This is a genomic window from Shewanella oncorhynchi, from assembly GCF_030848765.1.
GTDB classification, from domain to species: Bacteria; Pseudomonadota; Gammaproteobacteria; order Enterobacterales; family Shewanellaceae; genus Shewanella; species Shewanella oncorhynchi.
Genome location: NZ_CP132914.1, coordinates 4,132,473 through 4,146,447 on the forward strand (window position 1 = coordinate 4,132,473; position 13,975 = coordinate 4,146,447).

Here is a 13,975-nt window from a genome sequence, read left to right on the forward strand (position 1 = left end):
CAATAAGTGAAAACTGCTATCATATTGCCACCTAGCCAAGAGCCTCGCTGCAATCAATTCATGTCAACTTTAGCCAATCAAACCCCAAGCCAATCCTATGCCAGCATGCTGTCGCGGCTCGCTCTGCAAATTAAAACGTGGGGAAAAGCACTCGGATTTGCGCAGGTTGGCATTTGCGATACGGATTTAACCGCTGAAGAAGCCAAACTTCAAGCATGGCTAGACAAAGGTTTTCATGGCGAAATGGCCTATATGGCCACCCATGGCATGATGCGCGCTCGCCCGCAAGAACTGCATCCGGGCACAGTGCGGGTGATCTCCGTACGGATGGACTATTTGCCACCCGAAGCTGGCTTTGCAACGAATCTCACCGATCCCAACTTAGGTTATATTTCCCGTTATGCCGGAGGTCGCGACTATCACAAGTTGATCCGCGCTCGACTTAAAAAGCTCGGAGATCAAATCAGTGCAGAGTTAGTGTCTCTCGGTTTCGATGCCGCTGACTTTCGCCCCTTTGTTGACTCAGCCCCTGTACTTGAGCGCCCCTTAGCCGAAAAAGCCGGTATAGGCTGGACAGGTAAACACTCACTCATACTCAACCATGAGGCTGGCAGTTGGTTCTTTTTAGGTGAGCTACTGATCAATTTGCCTCTACCAGTGGATATTCCCATTCAAGAAGGCTGTAACACTTGTGTCGCCTGCATTACCTCCTGCCCAACGGGTGCAATCGTAGAACCTTATGTAGTCGATGGCAGACGCTGTATTTCCTATCTCACCATTGAACTGCAGGGCGCTATTCCCGAAGAATTTAGGCCACTCATGGGCAATCGCATCTATGGCTGCGATGATTGCCAACTCGCGTGTCCCATCAATCGCCAAGCGCCGCTGACTGAAGAAACTGACTTTCATATTCGTCCGCAGTTAAAGCAGCCTGACCTTCTCAGCCTTTTTGCTTGGAGCGAGGCCGAGTTTCTTAAACAAACTGAAGGCAGCGCCATTCGCCGCATTGGACATAAACGTTGGCTACGTAATATTGCAGTAGCACTGGGTAACGCTCCCGCAAGCCAAAGCATTATTGCCGCACTTAACGCCCGCAATCACAGCGAAGATATCGATGAGATAGTGCGTGAGCATATTGAATGGGCGCTTGATGCCCAGCAATCGCGCCTTGCTGAAAGCACCACCACTGAACAACAAAAAGCCCGCCGCAAAACCGAGCGCATGGTGCGGATTATCGAAAAAGGCTTACCGCGAGATGCTTAAGTTAGTCGGCAAGCAATAAACAACAACGGATGCATAAGCATCCGCTGTTACTAATTCAACAAACTCAGTAAACTCAGTAAACTCAGTAAACTCAGTAAAAAATATTTCACTCAAGCATAATATTAACCAAGGCGGCGACGTAGTTCTCGCGTGGCATCGACCATGTTTTTCAATGCGGGTTCGACTTCATCCCAAGTACGGGTTTTTAGGCCGCAATCTGGATTGACCCACAGCTGACGTACGGGCACTTTTTGCGCCGCTTTCTCGATTAAGTGCACCATGGCCTCCACACTTGGGGTGTTTGGCGAGTGAATGTCATACACACCGGGGCCGATTTCATTGGGATATTCAAAATCTTCGAAGGCGTTGAGTAACTCCATCCGTGAACGCGAAGTCTCGATAGTGATCACATCGGCATCCATGGCGGCAATCGCGGCAATCGTGTCGTTAAACTCGCTGTAACACATGTGGGTGTGGATTTGAGTCTCATCAGTCACGCCAGCAGCGCTGAGTTTAAAGGCATTGACCGCCCAATCTAAATAGGCTTGCCACTCACTTTGTTTCAATGGCAGACCTTCACGGAAGGCGGGCTCATCAATTTGTATAATGCCAATACCGGCATTTTGTAAATCCACCACTTCATCACGAATCGCCAGCGCCAGCTGAGTCGCAATCACATCGCGGCCGATATCTTCACGGGCGAATGACCAATGCAGAATCGTCACCGGGCCAGTCAGCATGCCTTTTACAGGCTTGTCGGTGAGACTCTGGGCAAACTCGGCCCAATCGACCGTCATCGCCTTTGGACGACTGACATCACCATAGATCAACGGCGGCTTAACACAGCGTGAGCCATAACTTTGCACCCAACCATTTTTGGTAAAGCCAACGCCCGCAAGCTGCTCACCAAAGTATTCCACCATATCGTTGCGCTCGGCCTCACCATGAACCAGTACATCGATACCGAGTTTAAGCTGGCGGTCGATAGTATCGCGGGTGACTTGTTGTAATTGCTCTGTATATTGTGCATCACTCAGATCGCCCTTGCGCCAACGACTGCGTAGTCCACGGATTGCAGGTGTTTGTGGGAAGGAGCCAATGGTGGTGGTCGGCAACAGAGGTAAACGGTATTTCTGCTGCTGCACTGCTTGGCGTACGCTGAAATCACTGACGCGCTCATAATCGGCAGATGTCAACGCGGCAACGCGGGCAATCACTTGACTGTCGGCGGCCTGCGCTTTCGCCTCACGGCGTGCCAAACAGGTTTGCACAATCTCTTTTGCCGCGGCCGATTCAGGTGCCAGTAGCAATTGGCGCACATTGGCCAGTTCGAGTAATTTTTGCTTCGCAAACGCGAGTTGTTGACGCAGCGCGGGCTCAAGCGTGGCTTCCACCTCTAAATCCACAGGGCTATGCAGGAGTGAGCAAGAGGTGCCAATCCACAAGCGATCTCCTAGATCACGGGCAACCGCGCCTATGCGTTCGGCAATCAAATCCGCCTCTGCCGCCCACACGTTGCGGCCATTGACCACACCCGCCGACAAAATTTGATCTTGACCAAGCGCATTGGCAAAGACTGCCAATTGATCAGGCGCTGTGACTAAATCGACATGCAACCCCGCGACTGGTAAGGCCGATACCAGCGCTTGATGGTGTGCGATACCACCGTAATAACTGGTAAGAAGGATCTTCACCTTCGCAGTGCTGAGGGCTTGATACGCCTCAGTGATCGCCGCTTGCCATTCGCCATCCAATTCCAATGCGAGAATGGGCTCATCGAGCTGTACCCATTGCACTCCCTGAGCAGCAAAACGCGCCAAAATGTCAACATAAGCAGTTAATAAATTGGGTAATAAGCTTAACTTATCAAACTCTTGGCCCACGGTTTTAGCTAGGTACAAGTAGCTAGCAGGGCCGAGTAGCACAGGTTTTGCTTTATAACCTAAGGACTGCGCTTCGCTGACTTCATCAAAGAACTGCTCATAGGCAATCGAAAACTCTTGGTTTTGGCTGAGCTCAGGTACCAGATAGTGATAGTTAGTATTGAAATACTTGGTCATTTCAGAGGCAGGCGCATCTTGGCCCGTTGGCGCTCTGCCGCGGGCAACGCGGAATAAAGTATCGAGATCGATTGCCCCTTCACCACGATGACGCTCAGGAATGGCATTTAAAGTCGCGCTTAAGGTCAGCACTTGATCATAAAAGGCAAAATCACCTACGGGAACTTGCTCAATGCCAGCAGCAGCTTGCCACTGCCAATGGGTGTGGCGAAGTTCACTCGCCACTTCACGTAATTGTGCCTGAGTGCTCTCACCACGCCAGTATTTTTCTAAGGCAAATTTCAATTCACGACGACGCCCAATACGGGGAAACCCAAGACTATTTAATTGCATACTCTATCTTCCTTTATTTGAGATAAGCCACATTCGGCACTTGCACCCACCAGATTGTTTTCTCTTGGCACTTTTCAGCACTTCAGCCTTGATAAATAATAATGGGCGTCTGGACGTCTAGAAGTTTATTGTGTTAGTCTCTATTCCAGCAACCGAATTGATTTCAAGCACAACATGAGCGAAATTCACTTGGAGTGAACATGATCGAACTAAGACACCTGCGAACCTTAATGGCCTTGAAAGAAAGCGGCAGTTTGGCGGGCGCAGCCAAAAAACGTTTTGTCACTCAATCCGCCCTCTCCCACCAGATTAAGGAGTTGGAGCAAAGGATTAACTCGCCCATTTTTGTGCGTAAGAGTAAGCCACTGTCATTCACCCAAGAAGGTGCACGCCTGCTGCATCTGGCCGAAGAGATTTTGCCTAAGGTGTTAGAAACCGAGACAGATTTGAAGAATGGGCTGGAAACCGAAACCAATCAGTTGCGTGTCGGCATTGAGTGCCATAGCTGTTTTCGCTGGTTAATGCCTGTAATGGAGCAATTTAGGCAAGATCATCCAACTGCCGAGTTAGACTTGTCGAGCCGCCACTTGTTCGACTCGCTCAATGCCTTAGAAATGGGTGAACTGGATATCGTATTAACCTCAGATCCTGTGCCTGGGCATTCACTCGCCTACCAGCATTTGTTTGATTTTGAAGTGAAGTTAGTGGTTGCTAAGGATCATCCTTTAGCGAAAGAAGCCTATGTCACTCCTAAGCAATTAGCACACTTGCCTATTATCAGTTATCCAGTGCCGTTGACACGTTTAGATATTTATCGCCACTTTTTAGAACCTGCGGGCATAGAGGCAGGCGAGCAAAAAACCTGTGATTTAACCATGATGTTATTGCAACGCATCGCCTGTAAAGACGGCATAGCCGCACTGCCAAGTTGGTCGATTAATGAAGGACATGGACTGAGTCTCGCTACGGTGAAACTCGGCCAAGAAGGTCTGAAACGACCGCTATTTGGTGCCTATCGCCGCCACAGTGCTAACTCTGTATTGATCCAAAATTGGTTACAACTGGTGGCGAGGGAAGGTTTATCCCGCCAGCAGAAGACGAATTAATGCGGGTGACATTGACTAAAAAAGCCTGCGAATGCAGGCTTTTTTATTGAGTCAAATGACTATTTCATAGCATCGACAAATTACAGCGGATTCATCAACAATCCACGCATAGACAAGACACGGCGCAGTATCAACCCTGATGAATTAGGATTACGGGTCTGACGCAAATTATGGGCGATCATAAATTCTTGACGCAGATCCTGATCGAGATCTAACGCCTCGAACGCTTCGATGGTTAAAGTCTGTTGTTGATTATCAATCAATGACTTAATCACACTTAAAGGAAATGACTGTTCGGCATTAGCATTTAAATAGGCAAATGCAGTCAGTGCGATAATTTGGCCGAACACACTGAACAGAGCTAAGGTTTGTACTTCGTCAGCATCAACCTCCACACCTTCCATATCCGCTAAGCTATCTACCGCATCCGTTGCAATATCTTCAGTCAGCTTCCAATAACCTTGGACCAACTTTTTATAGGGCTGTGGCAGTTCATCGAGGCGTTCTTTTAAATAGAACGTAAAGGCGTAGCGATAGATATTAACTTGACCTAAGCGGATCAAAGCTTCTTTCAACGAGCGAGTTTTGTGATTTTCCACTACAGCAGCCTGTGCGGAATTACTGCGCATAAGCATGTGCGCTGCCAATGCGGGATCGCTCGAGATAATGTCAATCACATTACGAATGTCGCCTTCAGCAAGGATCGCTTTTTTGAGTGGAATTAGAATCCCTCGGCGGCCAATCACTTGCTCTTCGTTCGCTATGATAGCTCTAACTTGAGTAAAAACCTGTTGCTCAAGATCAGTCATAAGACACTTTACACCTGTTTATTAACAATAAGATGATTCGGTTACAGCTCACATCATACCTAAAATACTAAGAATTTCAGCCATAAACAGCAGAGTAAAATATAAATTACTCCTATTTAGTAATGACTGCCCGCTAACACTATAGATAACGACAATTAAACCACTCTACTAAAACGATATTCAAGACTATACCTATTTTAAGATTTATTCTTTGAACTCAGCGTAAAAAATAAAAAGCCAGACTGAGTCTGGCTTTGTTATTGGATAGCTCATTAATATTTAGAAGCGGTAGCCCACAGTGAAACGAATATCACGGCCTCGGCCTGAATAATAACCATTATATGTTCCACCACCATAATAGCCTGCGCTAACATAGTCTTTATCAAATAGGTTATCGATACGCAAACTAGCAAGCCAAGCATCACGATTATAATTCAAGGCTAAATTACCAAGCACGTAACTTGCTAGCTTATCACCTTGATTAGCGTTATCGCCTTCGATAAAACGATCCCCCGTGTAGATAGCTTCGGCAAATACTTGGAAATGCTCAGCAAAATCCATACTGACATAACCGCGTCCCGTGTGTTTTGCCACCCAAGACAGCTCTTTGCCATCGTTAGCACCATCGGTAAATTCGGCGTCGGTATAGTTATATTCCAGCCCTAACTGCAGCGCTTTAGTGATCTGCCAATCCCAATCGGCACCCGCGCCATAACGACGAGAAGCGTCGGCATTGACGTTTGCACCGTCGAAATTTCCACCTATGGGTTTAACTGCACTCGAGTCATAAACAATTTCATCCTCTAAATCGAGACGATATAGGCTGACTCGTAGGGTTTGACTAGCGACAGCCCAATCCCAACCCGCCTCATAGGAACGGCCAGTTTGCGGCTTTAAGCCAAATACGCCCGGCGATGTATAAGCTTGCTCATCCACTTTGGCAAAACGGAAGTTATCATCGGCGCGCACGTAGAGTCTGTGCTCCGCAGTTGGGCGGTAATTTAAACCCAGTTCGAATGCGTGGGCATTTTCGTCTAAATCCATGCCATTAGGATAGACATTGCCATCGACTAACTCATCGGTCACCCGCGCATATCGTCCACCCACAACGTAACTTAAAGTATGACTTAAAGGCACTGTAGCTTGTAGATAGGCGCTTTGCATTTGCTGCACATTACTGCGCGCCATAGTGTCAAAATCAGCCTTGCCACGGCTGATGTCTAAACCTGTGACTAGGTTTAACTCGCCTTGACGCGTACTGTAATTCGCTAACGCTTTAGGGCTAAACATTAACAGTGAGCGTGTGTTATGGCTGTTCGCCCCCCAATTAAGAGAAGACACTAAGGTATCGCTATAATCTAAATCCGCCGCCAGCGCCCAGTTTTGATTAAGCTGATGCTGGTAACCCGTTCGCGCCGCAGTGGTCATCTCGTGGGCATACTCTACCTTATTTGATGAAGCACGGGGATCGTCTTTAAATTGCTTTTCAGTAAGCGAGCCCGGATTTTCACGATCGTTATCGTAGTAGCTGGTTTCAACAAAGAACGAGTCTGTGGCTGTTTTATATTGAATGCGGCCAAGAATAGAGCCGGTTTCGTTGGCATTATGCTGGCGATAGTTGTCACCTTGGTTGTAACTACCGGTGAAAAAGTAACGCCAATCTTTGTTGATCGCGCCAGAAACATCACCACGACCTTCATAGGTATCAAAGCTACCGCCAGATAACTGCACGCTGCCGCCAGTATTTTCAGGGGACTTAGTGACAATATTAATCACCCCGCCCACGGCTTGATCGCCATAAAGTACACCTGCACTACCCGATAAAATTTCAATACGATCCACTTGATTAAGCGGAATGGCATTAAGGCTAGGTGCGGCGATATCGATATTATTGAGACGACGACCATCAAGTAAAATCAGCGTGTTATTAACGGCTGTGCTGGCGCTAAAACCACGTATAGCAAAGCTAGTTCCAATATTGTTATCCGAAATTTGAATACCGCTTTGACCGCGTAAGACGTCGGTCAAATTAGTTGCGCCACTCATTTCAATAGCCGCGGCATCAATCACATTCACATTGGCGGCAATATTTAAGGGGGTCTTATCAGAGCGGCCGATCACGACAAGATGCTCGTCGACTTTAGCTGTGCTGGTATCGTCAGCCGCCACAGCGGGCGCGATAATTGAAAAACTGCATAGGCTGCCGATCAGCAGCGCGATTTTTGTTGGATTTGTTCCCATTTTACCTTTAACTCCTGCAAGGAAAACGGGGCATTGACGCCACGATACCGTTAATTCAGTCGTAAATACTGACGGTGATTATCGCATTTTGAGATCTGCCCACCGAAATCTCAAAAACACCTTTAGGGCCGGTCTCCGGACTTAGGCTATGTTAATCCATTAAAGTTGGATTAACGCGAGACTAACCTTTCACATTCTGACTTTCGGGTTCTGTCTTGAACACACCAATCAAACGCGGTCCTCTCTCACCTTTTACCGTTGCGGGGGCAGTGCCAGAATTTCACTGGCTTCCCGATTATCTCACGACGCTATCATCGCAAGCACCACAGAAGGTTGACTCAAAATTAGGTTCAAAGGGCGTACAACCTGTTAACGCCCAACAAGGCTCAGAGCATATCAGACCTGAGCGCGCGCATTATAGACGTCTATACGGATGAAAGTCCATCAATCTCAGATTAGCGAGAAAACTCACATGAGCTAGAAAACGCCATCCCAGTTTTTTGCCGCAGGTTTTGGTCTGTCTTTGCTCAAAATCGCCTGACGCTGTACAGGGGTTTCGCATTGGGCAACGGGGGTAAAATCCAGCGGTTTAATCACTAACGAGTCAGCAGGTTGTACCGGCGACTTGTCAAACATTGGCAAATTCATCGACCAAGAGACCATCTCCCCCTTTTCGCTGATGCCAACATAACCGTCATTTGCGCCATCTAACCAAGTAAGGCGCGGAATACGTGCAATCAACTTCTCCACATTTTCACGGTTGGCGCGATAACCAACAGGCACCACTTTGCCATCGGGACGCGTAAACAGAAAGGAGGCAGGCCCTTGGGTAATGATGCTGCCTTCCTGCCAATATTTATCAAGAATCTCTTGGGCATAGTGAAACCCAAACATATGAGCGTAATCAGTATCGTCGGCCACTATTTGCGGCACGGCCTTATCCCGCAGTAATAAAAAGCCTGAGCCAATGCTAATAATCTCTTTTACCCCTGTGATATCGGTTTTTTTAATCCAATCGACACCACAGTTAATCCCATCGCCCCAAAAATGCGCATCCCCCGTAGGACTTAAAATCGCAAAGGCACAATTGTTTGCCGTCATACTCGCCACATCCTTTAAGGCGCTGCGGATCGAGTAAGCATCACTGCGCCAACCCCAACTCACCACAGTGCCGTCCTTTTTCAAGGCGGCATAGGTGTGTTGAAAATATTCGATCTTCGCCACATCCGTAAGCTGCGGGAGTAACTTTTTCATGTTGGTCGACTCTTCAACCTGCCCCCAAATCACCGCGCTACCTTCTTTTTTGAGGGCGACAAAACTGCGTCCTCTGGCAAAGATATCGACAACATCAACTAATTGATCCTGCACATGTAAGCTATTGCCGCCGTAGGGGCCATAACCCCAAGTATGCACCTTGCCATTGGCATCAAGGGCGGCAATGGCCTCTTGATTGGCGAACAACTTGGTAATATTGGTCATGCGGTTTTGTAGGGCTTTGTCGAGGCTATATTTCCCCGCATTGCCCCAGTACACCACAGTGCCATCTTGACGTAGCGCGGCAAACCCGTCCTTAACTGGGACGATTTGCTTAACTCGCTTAAGCTGCTCCGTCACCTCGCGGCTATCACCGCCAGCATAACTGTCACCCCAAGTGATCACCTCACCGGATTTTGTTAACGCCGCAAAGGCCGAACTGTTGGTGACCACAGTCTCGACTGCGGGTAAATCACAAGGAATATGGCGATACTGTGGACTCGGATTTTCCTTAAATTGGATGAGTTTACCGTTATCAAACTGTAGCAATGACTCGTTATTACTTTCCACAACGGCCATAGGTTGAGGATCGCTACAGCCAGAGATCTGCATGGCAACCATGCCCACGAGTAAAACCTTAGGCCAAGTGATTCGATGAGTGAGCATTACTTATTTCCTTATATTTGCTTGGAGATGTCATTCAATGTTGTGCAGCGGACAGAGCGAGAATGGATTGACCTAACATCGCCTAATGTCAAAAATGGGCAGAATTCTAGCAGCTTGTTGATAAAAAGACGAAAATGCTCACAGTTTACTCTGCAAGTCCCCTACACAGGCTAGCGCCTAACTGATGGCATGCTATTCTAAGCCCCCATCACCGCTGTTTAAAGGAGTAACAGTATGACTCGCCCTATTATTCTGGATTGCGATCCCGGCCATGACGACGCCATTGCGCTCATTTTAGCTCTCGCCCATCCAGAGCTGGTTCCACTGGCCGTCACCACTAGTGCCGGCAACCAAACGCCGGATAAAACGCTCAATAATGCCCTGCGGATCTTAACCTTATTAAATCGCAGTGATATTCCTGTCGCTGGCGGCGCCGCCAAGCCATTAGCCCGCGAATTAATCATTGCCGACAATGTCCATGGTGAAACCGGACTCGACGGCCCTGCATTGCCTAATCCAAGTTTTAGTCCTCAAGCCATTACCGCAGTTGAATTAATGGCGCAGCAAATTCGCCAAAGTCATCAGCCAGTAACCTTAATTCCCACAGGGCCGCTGACTAACATCGCCCTTTTACTGGCGAGTCATAGCGAATTACACGCCAAGATCGAACGCATAGTGCTAATGGGCGGTGCAGCCGGTGTCGGTAATTGGACCCCAGCCGCCGAGTTTAATATTTTTGTCGACCCCGAAGCCGCCGATATTGTCTTTAAATCCGGTATTCCCATCACTATGTGTGGGCTCGATGTGACTCATCAGGCACAAATCATGGATGAAGACATAGAACGCATTCGCGCGATTCAAAATCCAATTGCTCAGTGCGTCGCCGAATTATTGGATTTCTTTATGATTTACCACAGAGATCCTAAATGGGGCTTTATTGGTGCGCCATTGCACGACCCCTGCACTATCGCTTGGTTGCTTAAACCTGAACTATTTGAGGCGCAAGATTGCTGGGTAAGTATTGAAACCCAAAGTGAGTTGACCTTAGGCATGACAGTGGTCGATCGCTATCAGCTAACAGGTAAAGCCGCCAATGCGACTGTGCTGTTTGGGATCGATAGGCAAGGCTTTGTCGATTTACTGGTAGACAGTTTACGCGTCTATGATGCAACTTATCTCAATCGCAGATAAAAATGACAGTGAGTCTTCTATGAGCCAGATACTCGTTATCGGCAGTGCAAATGCCGATCATGTGATGAAATTTGAGTACCTGCCCGCTGCAGGGCAAACCTTAATGAGCCGAGATTATCGCCTCGAACAGGGCGGTAAAGGGGCCAATCAAGCCGTCGCCTGCGCGCGCTTAGCCAAATCAGGTTCACGCACTGATTTTATCTGCCATCTCGGCCAAGACAGTATCGGCGATGATATGCGTCAAAGCTGGATGAAAGATGGCATCAGTGCGGAAGGGATCCGCCAAATAGCCGGACTGAGTACAGGCACTGCCATGATTTTTATCGGTGATAACGGTGAGAATACGATTGGCGTTGCCGCAGGTGCCAACGCCAGCCTTTCACCCGATGACTTAGAAGCTCATTACACTCTGTTTGCTAATGCGGAGTACTTGTTAACACAATTGGAAACGCCCGCTGCCACAGTGGCAAAGGCGCTGCAAATAGCCAAGAATCTTGGCGTGACGACTGTACTAAATCCTGCTCCAGCGACGGCACTTGGCCAAGATGTACTCAAGTGGGTAGATATTATTACCCCCAATGAAACCGAAGCAGAAGCCTTAACGGGAGTTGAGATCAACCATATTGATGATGCACACATGGCAGCGCAACTTCTCCACCAGCAGGGAGTAAAGATTGTGGTCATTACCTTAGGTAGCCGTGGCGCATTTATCAGCAGCCCAGGTTTTAATGGGCTAATACCTGCGTTTGAAGTGCAGGCCATAGACACAGTCGCCGCAGGAGATACCTTCAATGGCGCCTTAGTTGTGGGCTTAAGCGAGGGCATGTCAATTGCTGCCGCGGTGGGATTTGCCAATGCAGCCAGTGCCATTACTGTCACTCGCCCTGGTGCGCAACGTGCGATTCCCTATCGACAGGAGCTTTCGTACTAAAACGTAAGACGTTCTGAATTAGACGCCCTGCGTTAGAATCAATAAATTATCATTTATAAACCAAACACATAAATAATAACTTCTGAGTACTTAGTTCACTCCAACTAAGTACTCACCTATGTTTACCACTAACAATTTTGCCGCCAATAACGATGCTAGCTTTCAACCGAAAGTTGCATATACATAATTTACACGCTGATTTCATTCCCATTTAATGAAGATTGCTTATGCTGGCAGGTGCATGTCCGAGTCAAAACGGCTCGGCTACCCTTGTTCAAATAAGGAAGTACCAGATGAAAGCAAAAAGCACAGCTTTACGTAACGTGACCAGCACTAGCCTAATCGGCCTAGGATTATTATTCGCTAGCCAAGCGAGTGCCAACGAATGTGAACTGAAAATTGCCGCCACTGATGCAATGCAATTTGACACTAAAGAGCTGTCTGTACCTGCAAGCTGTAAAGAAGTGACCTTAACCTTAACCCACTCAGGCACCTTGCCAAAAGCAGCAATGGGCCATAACTGGGTATTAACTAAGGCTGCCGATATGTCAGCCGTAGCGACCGAAGGTATGAGCGCCGGTCCTGATGCAGCCTATGTCAAAGCCGGTGATACGCGCGTTATCGCACACACAGATTTAGTGGGCGGTGGCGAATCAACGTCGATCACCTTTAGCACTGCCGGTATGAGCGCTACCGAAGCCTACCAATTCTTCTGCAGCTTCCCAGGTCACTGGGCGATTATGCAAGGCAGTTTCAAGTTAAAAGCTTAAAGGAATGGCCTAGCCTCACCTTAAGTTAGTCAATAAAAAAGCGGATCTTAGGATCCGCTTTTACATTTCAGCCATTGCATTTAGCCGCACTAATCCATCATGGTCTTGGTTGGATGACTAATGGCGCAAAGCTCGTCATCGCATTGCCGTTAGCTCCGTTCAAGTTAGGATATTCAACCCCTTCCTGTAAGGTGTAATACACGTCGACAAAGTCATCGTCATTGGTGAACCAAGCATCCGGCATCACACTTAAAATACCATTGGTGATTTGCGGGATCAGCGCATAACCCTGAGCTTCAGGATCGGGGATCGACTTTAAGATCTGCTCCGCCGCTTCCAACAGCTTAGTGGCCAACACTTTATAGTTAGTACCATCGTCATGCTCCATTAAGATCATGTCCGCAGCCGCCCAACGATAACGCTCCCAATGTATGATGATTTGATTCGGATAATAGGTCGTATCCGCATAATCTAAATAGGGCATTTCGACGATATCGAGCACAGGCTCTTCACTGCTTGGATCAACCCCAGTCACTATGCCGTAAATTTCGGCACGACCAGAAATCCACGGCTCATGGTCATCCTTCAAGGATATTTGTTTGATCACTGTGGTTGAAATCGGCTTATCTGCCACCGCCTGTGTTTGCGCACGGCTCAGTAGCGCGCCCTCTTTTTTCGCTGACTGCGCCTCGGCAAATGTCGCCCGCATCACCTCTAAGCCAGCCACAAAGGCTTTTTTGCTATCGATACCGACCACAAACACTGGTTGCTGCGGCAAGTTATACACGTCTAATTGATGCACTTGTCCATGAATATCAAAGGCTTCAATATAATCCCACTGACGCTCGTCACCATCGGGCTCATAGGCAAATAGAGGAGACTCACCTTGCTGCCATGGGGTTAACATGGTTTCATCCGCCAGACGCACTTGCACCAGAGAATCCGCTTGGGCACTTAAGCCCTTCACTCGGCGAATTGATGCATCGGCTTTGGTGATCACATTATCATTGAGCCTATGCTGAGACAGAATGTCATCGGCATTCACTGCCAACTGATACTGGTTTATTTCAGTCTGTAAGATAGGCGCAAGCTGCGCATATTGATGGCTTAAATCTAACGCCAATGCCCGTTTAGTATTGGTTAACTGCGCTTGTGCATCCAAAGTCGAATCCTTTAGCGACGCTTGTAGTAAGCGTAACGCATCTCCATCTAAGGCTTGGCCATAACTCAGGGTTGCCGAAGCTGACAAACACAGCAATAAACTGGATTGAAGTAGTTTCATAGGAGTTCCCTTACCTTGATAAAGTTAAACGTGCGTTCGAATTCCTTACATATGAGCACAGAGCAGCAT

The 13,975-nt window shown here is 47.9% G+C and carries 10 protein-coding genes and 1 riboswitch; of the genes, 5 read left to right on the forward strand and 5 right to left on the reverse strand.

What is annotated here, in order from left to right; all coding sequences use genetic code 11:
* The first annotated feature begins 60 nt into the window (after nt 1-60).
* Entirely contained in the window at nt 61-1,263 is a 1,203-nt protein-coding gene (queG, locus tag RA178_RS18360; RefSeq protein ID WP_306683218.1) for a tRNA epoxyqueuosine(34) reductase QueG, read from the forward strand.
* Between the two features lie 122 nt (nt 1,264-1,385).
* On the opposite strand, the gene metE is transcribed toward queG, so the two are convergent.
* A complete protein-coding gene (gene metE, locus RA178_RS18365) occupies nt 1,386-3,656 on the reverse strand; it encodes a 5-methyltetrahydropteroyltriglutamate--homocysteine S-methyltransferase (protein WP_306683220.1) in 2,271 nt (756 codons plus the stop codon).
* A 200-nt stretch (nt 3,657-3,856) separates the two neighbouring features.
* Here metE and RA178_RS18370 point away from each other — a divergent pair, with 200 nt between their 5' ends.
* Nucleotides 3,857-4,762: a LysR family transcriptional regulator gene (locus tag RA178_RS18370; RefSeq protein ID WP_306683222.1), complete on the forward strand. Its 906-nt coding sequence runs from the start codon at nt 3,857-3,859 to the stop codon at nt 4,760-4,762.
* Between the two features lie 80 nt (nt 4,763-4,842).
* Here RA178_RS18370 and RA178_RS18375 read toward each other — a convergent pair whose 3' ends face one another.
* From RA178_RS18375 to RA178_RS18385, 3 genes are all read right to left on the reverse strand, one after another.
* Nucleotides 4,843-5,571, reverse strand: coding sequence for an HDOD domain-containing protein (locus RA178_RS18375; protein WP_105250172.1), 729 nt, complete (start codon nt 5,569-5,571; stop codon nt 4,843-4,845).
* A gap of 279 nt (nt 5,572-5,850) precedes the next feature.
* Nucleotides 5,851-7,812, reverse strand: a complete 1,962-nt coding sequence (locus RA178_RS18380; RefSeq protein ID WP_306683224.1) for a TonB-dependent receptor — start codon at nt 7,810-7,812, stop codon at nt 5,851-5,853.
* A 109-nt stretch (nt 7,813-7,921) separates the two neighbouring features.
* A riboswitch (cobalamin riboswitch) is annotated at nt 7,922-8,155 on the reverse strand.
* Nucleotides 8,156-8,289: 134 nt separating this feature from the next.
* Nucleotides 8,290-9,732 carry an RCC1 domain-containing protein gene (locus RA178_RS18385; protein ID WP_306683226.1) on the reverse strand — a complete coding sequence of 481 codons (1,443 nt, stop codon included), beginning with the start codon at nt 9,730-9,732 and terminating at the stop codon, nt 8,290-8,292.
* 234 nt (nt 9,733-9,966) lie between these two features.
* On the opposite strand from RA178_RS18385, the gene rihA reads away from it, so the two are divergent.
* The 3 genes from rihA to azu all read left to right on the forward strand — a co-directional run bounded on the left by rihA (nt 9,967) and on the right by azu (nt 12,624).
* On the forward strand, nt 9,967-10,923 hold the full coding sequence (gene rihA / locus RA178_RS18390) for a pyrimidine-specific ribonucleoside hydrolase RihA (protein WP_212599711.1): 957 nt from the start codon (nt 9,967-9,969) through the stop codon (nt 10,921-10,923).
* A 19-nt stretch (nt 10,924-10,942) separates the two neighbouring features.
* On the forward strand, nt 10,943-11,854 hold the full coding sequence (gene rbsK, locus RA178_RS18395) for a ribokinase (protein WP_306683229.1): 912 nt from the start codon (nt 10,943-10,945) through the stop codon (nt 11,852-11,854).
* Nucleotides 11,855-12,147: 293 nt separating this feature from the next.
* On the forward strand, nt 12,148-12,624 hold the full coding sequence (gene azu, locus RA178_RS18400; protein ID WP_028759449.1) for an azurin: 477 nt from the start codon (nt 12,148-12,150) through the stop codon (nt 12,622-12,624).
* A gap of 97 nt (nt 12,625-12,721) precedes the next feature.
* On the opposite strand, the gene RA178_RS18405 is transcribed toward azu, so the two are convergent.
* Complete coding sequence (locus RA178_RS18405; protein WP_306683232.1) at nt 12,722-13,906, reverse strand: DUF3103 domain-containing protein; 1,185 nt, start codon at nt 13,904-13,906, stop codon at nt 12,722-12,724.
* Nucleotides 13,907-13,975: the final 69 nt, after the last annotated feature.

What these genes read in the sequence shown, in the direction of transcription:
- queG (WP_306683218.1), top strand. Translation starts at nt 61, where the DNA reads ATGTCAACTTTAGCCAATCAAACCCCAAGCCAATCCTATGCCAGCATG.
- metE (WP_306683220.1), bottom strand. Translation starts at nt 3,656, where the DNA reads ATGCAATTAAATAGTCTTGGGTTTCCCCGTATTGGGCGTCGTCGTGAA.
- RA178_RS18370 (WP_306683222.1), top strand. Translation starts at nt 3,857, where the DNA reads ATGATCGAACTAAGACACCTGCGAACCTTAATGGCCTTGAAAGAAAGC.
- RA178_RS18375 (WP_105250172.1), bottom strand. Translation starts at nt 5,571, where the DNA reads ATGACTGATCTTGAGCAACAGGTTTTTACTCAAGTTAGAGCTATCATA.
- RA178_RS18380 (WP_306683224.1), bottom strand. Translation starts at nt 7,812, where the DNA reads ATGGGAACAAATCCAACAAAAATCGCGCTGCTGATCGGCAGCCTATGC.
- RA178_RS18385 (WP_306683226.1), bottom strand. Translation starts at nt 9,732, where the DNA reads ATGCTCACTCATCGAATCACTTGGCCTAAGGTTTTACTCGTGGGCATG.
- rihA (WP_212599711.1), top strand. Translation starts at nt 9,967, where the DNA reads ATGACTCGCCCTATTATTCTGGATTGCGATCCCGGCCATGACGACGCC.
- rbsK (WP_306683229.1), top strand. Translation starts at nt 10,943, where the DNA reads ATGAGCCAGATACTCGTTATCGGCAGTGCAAATGCCGATCATGTGATG.
- azu (WP_028759449.1), top strand. Translation starts at nt 12,148, where the DNA reads ATGAAAGCAAAAAGCACAGCTTTACGTAACGTGACCAGCACTAGCCTA.
- RA178_RS18405 (WP_306683232.1), bottom strand. Translation starts at nt 13,906, where the DNA reads ATGAAACTACTTCAATCCAGTTTATTGCTGTGTTTGTCAGCTTCGGCA.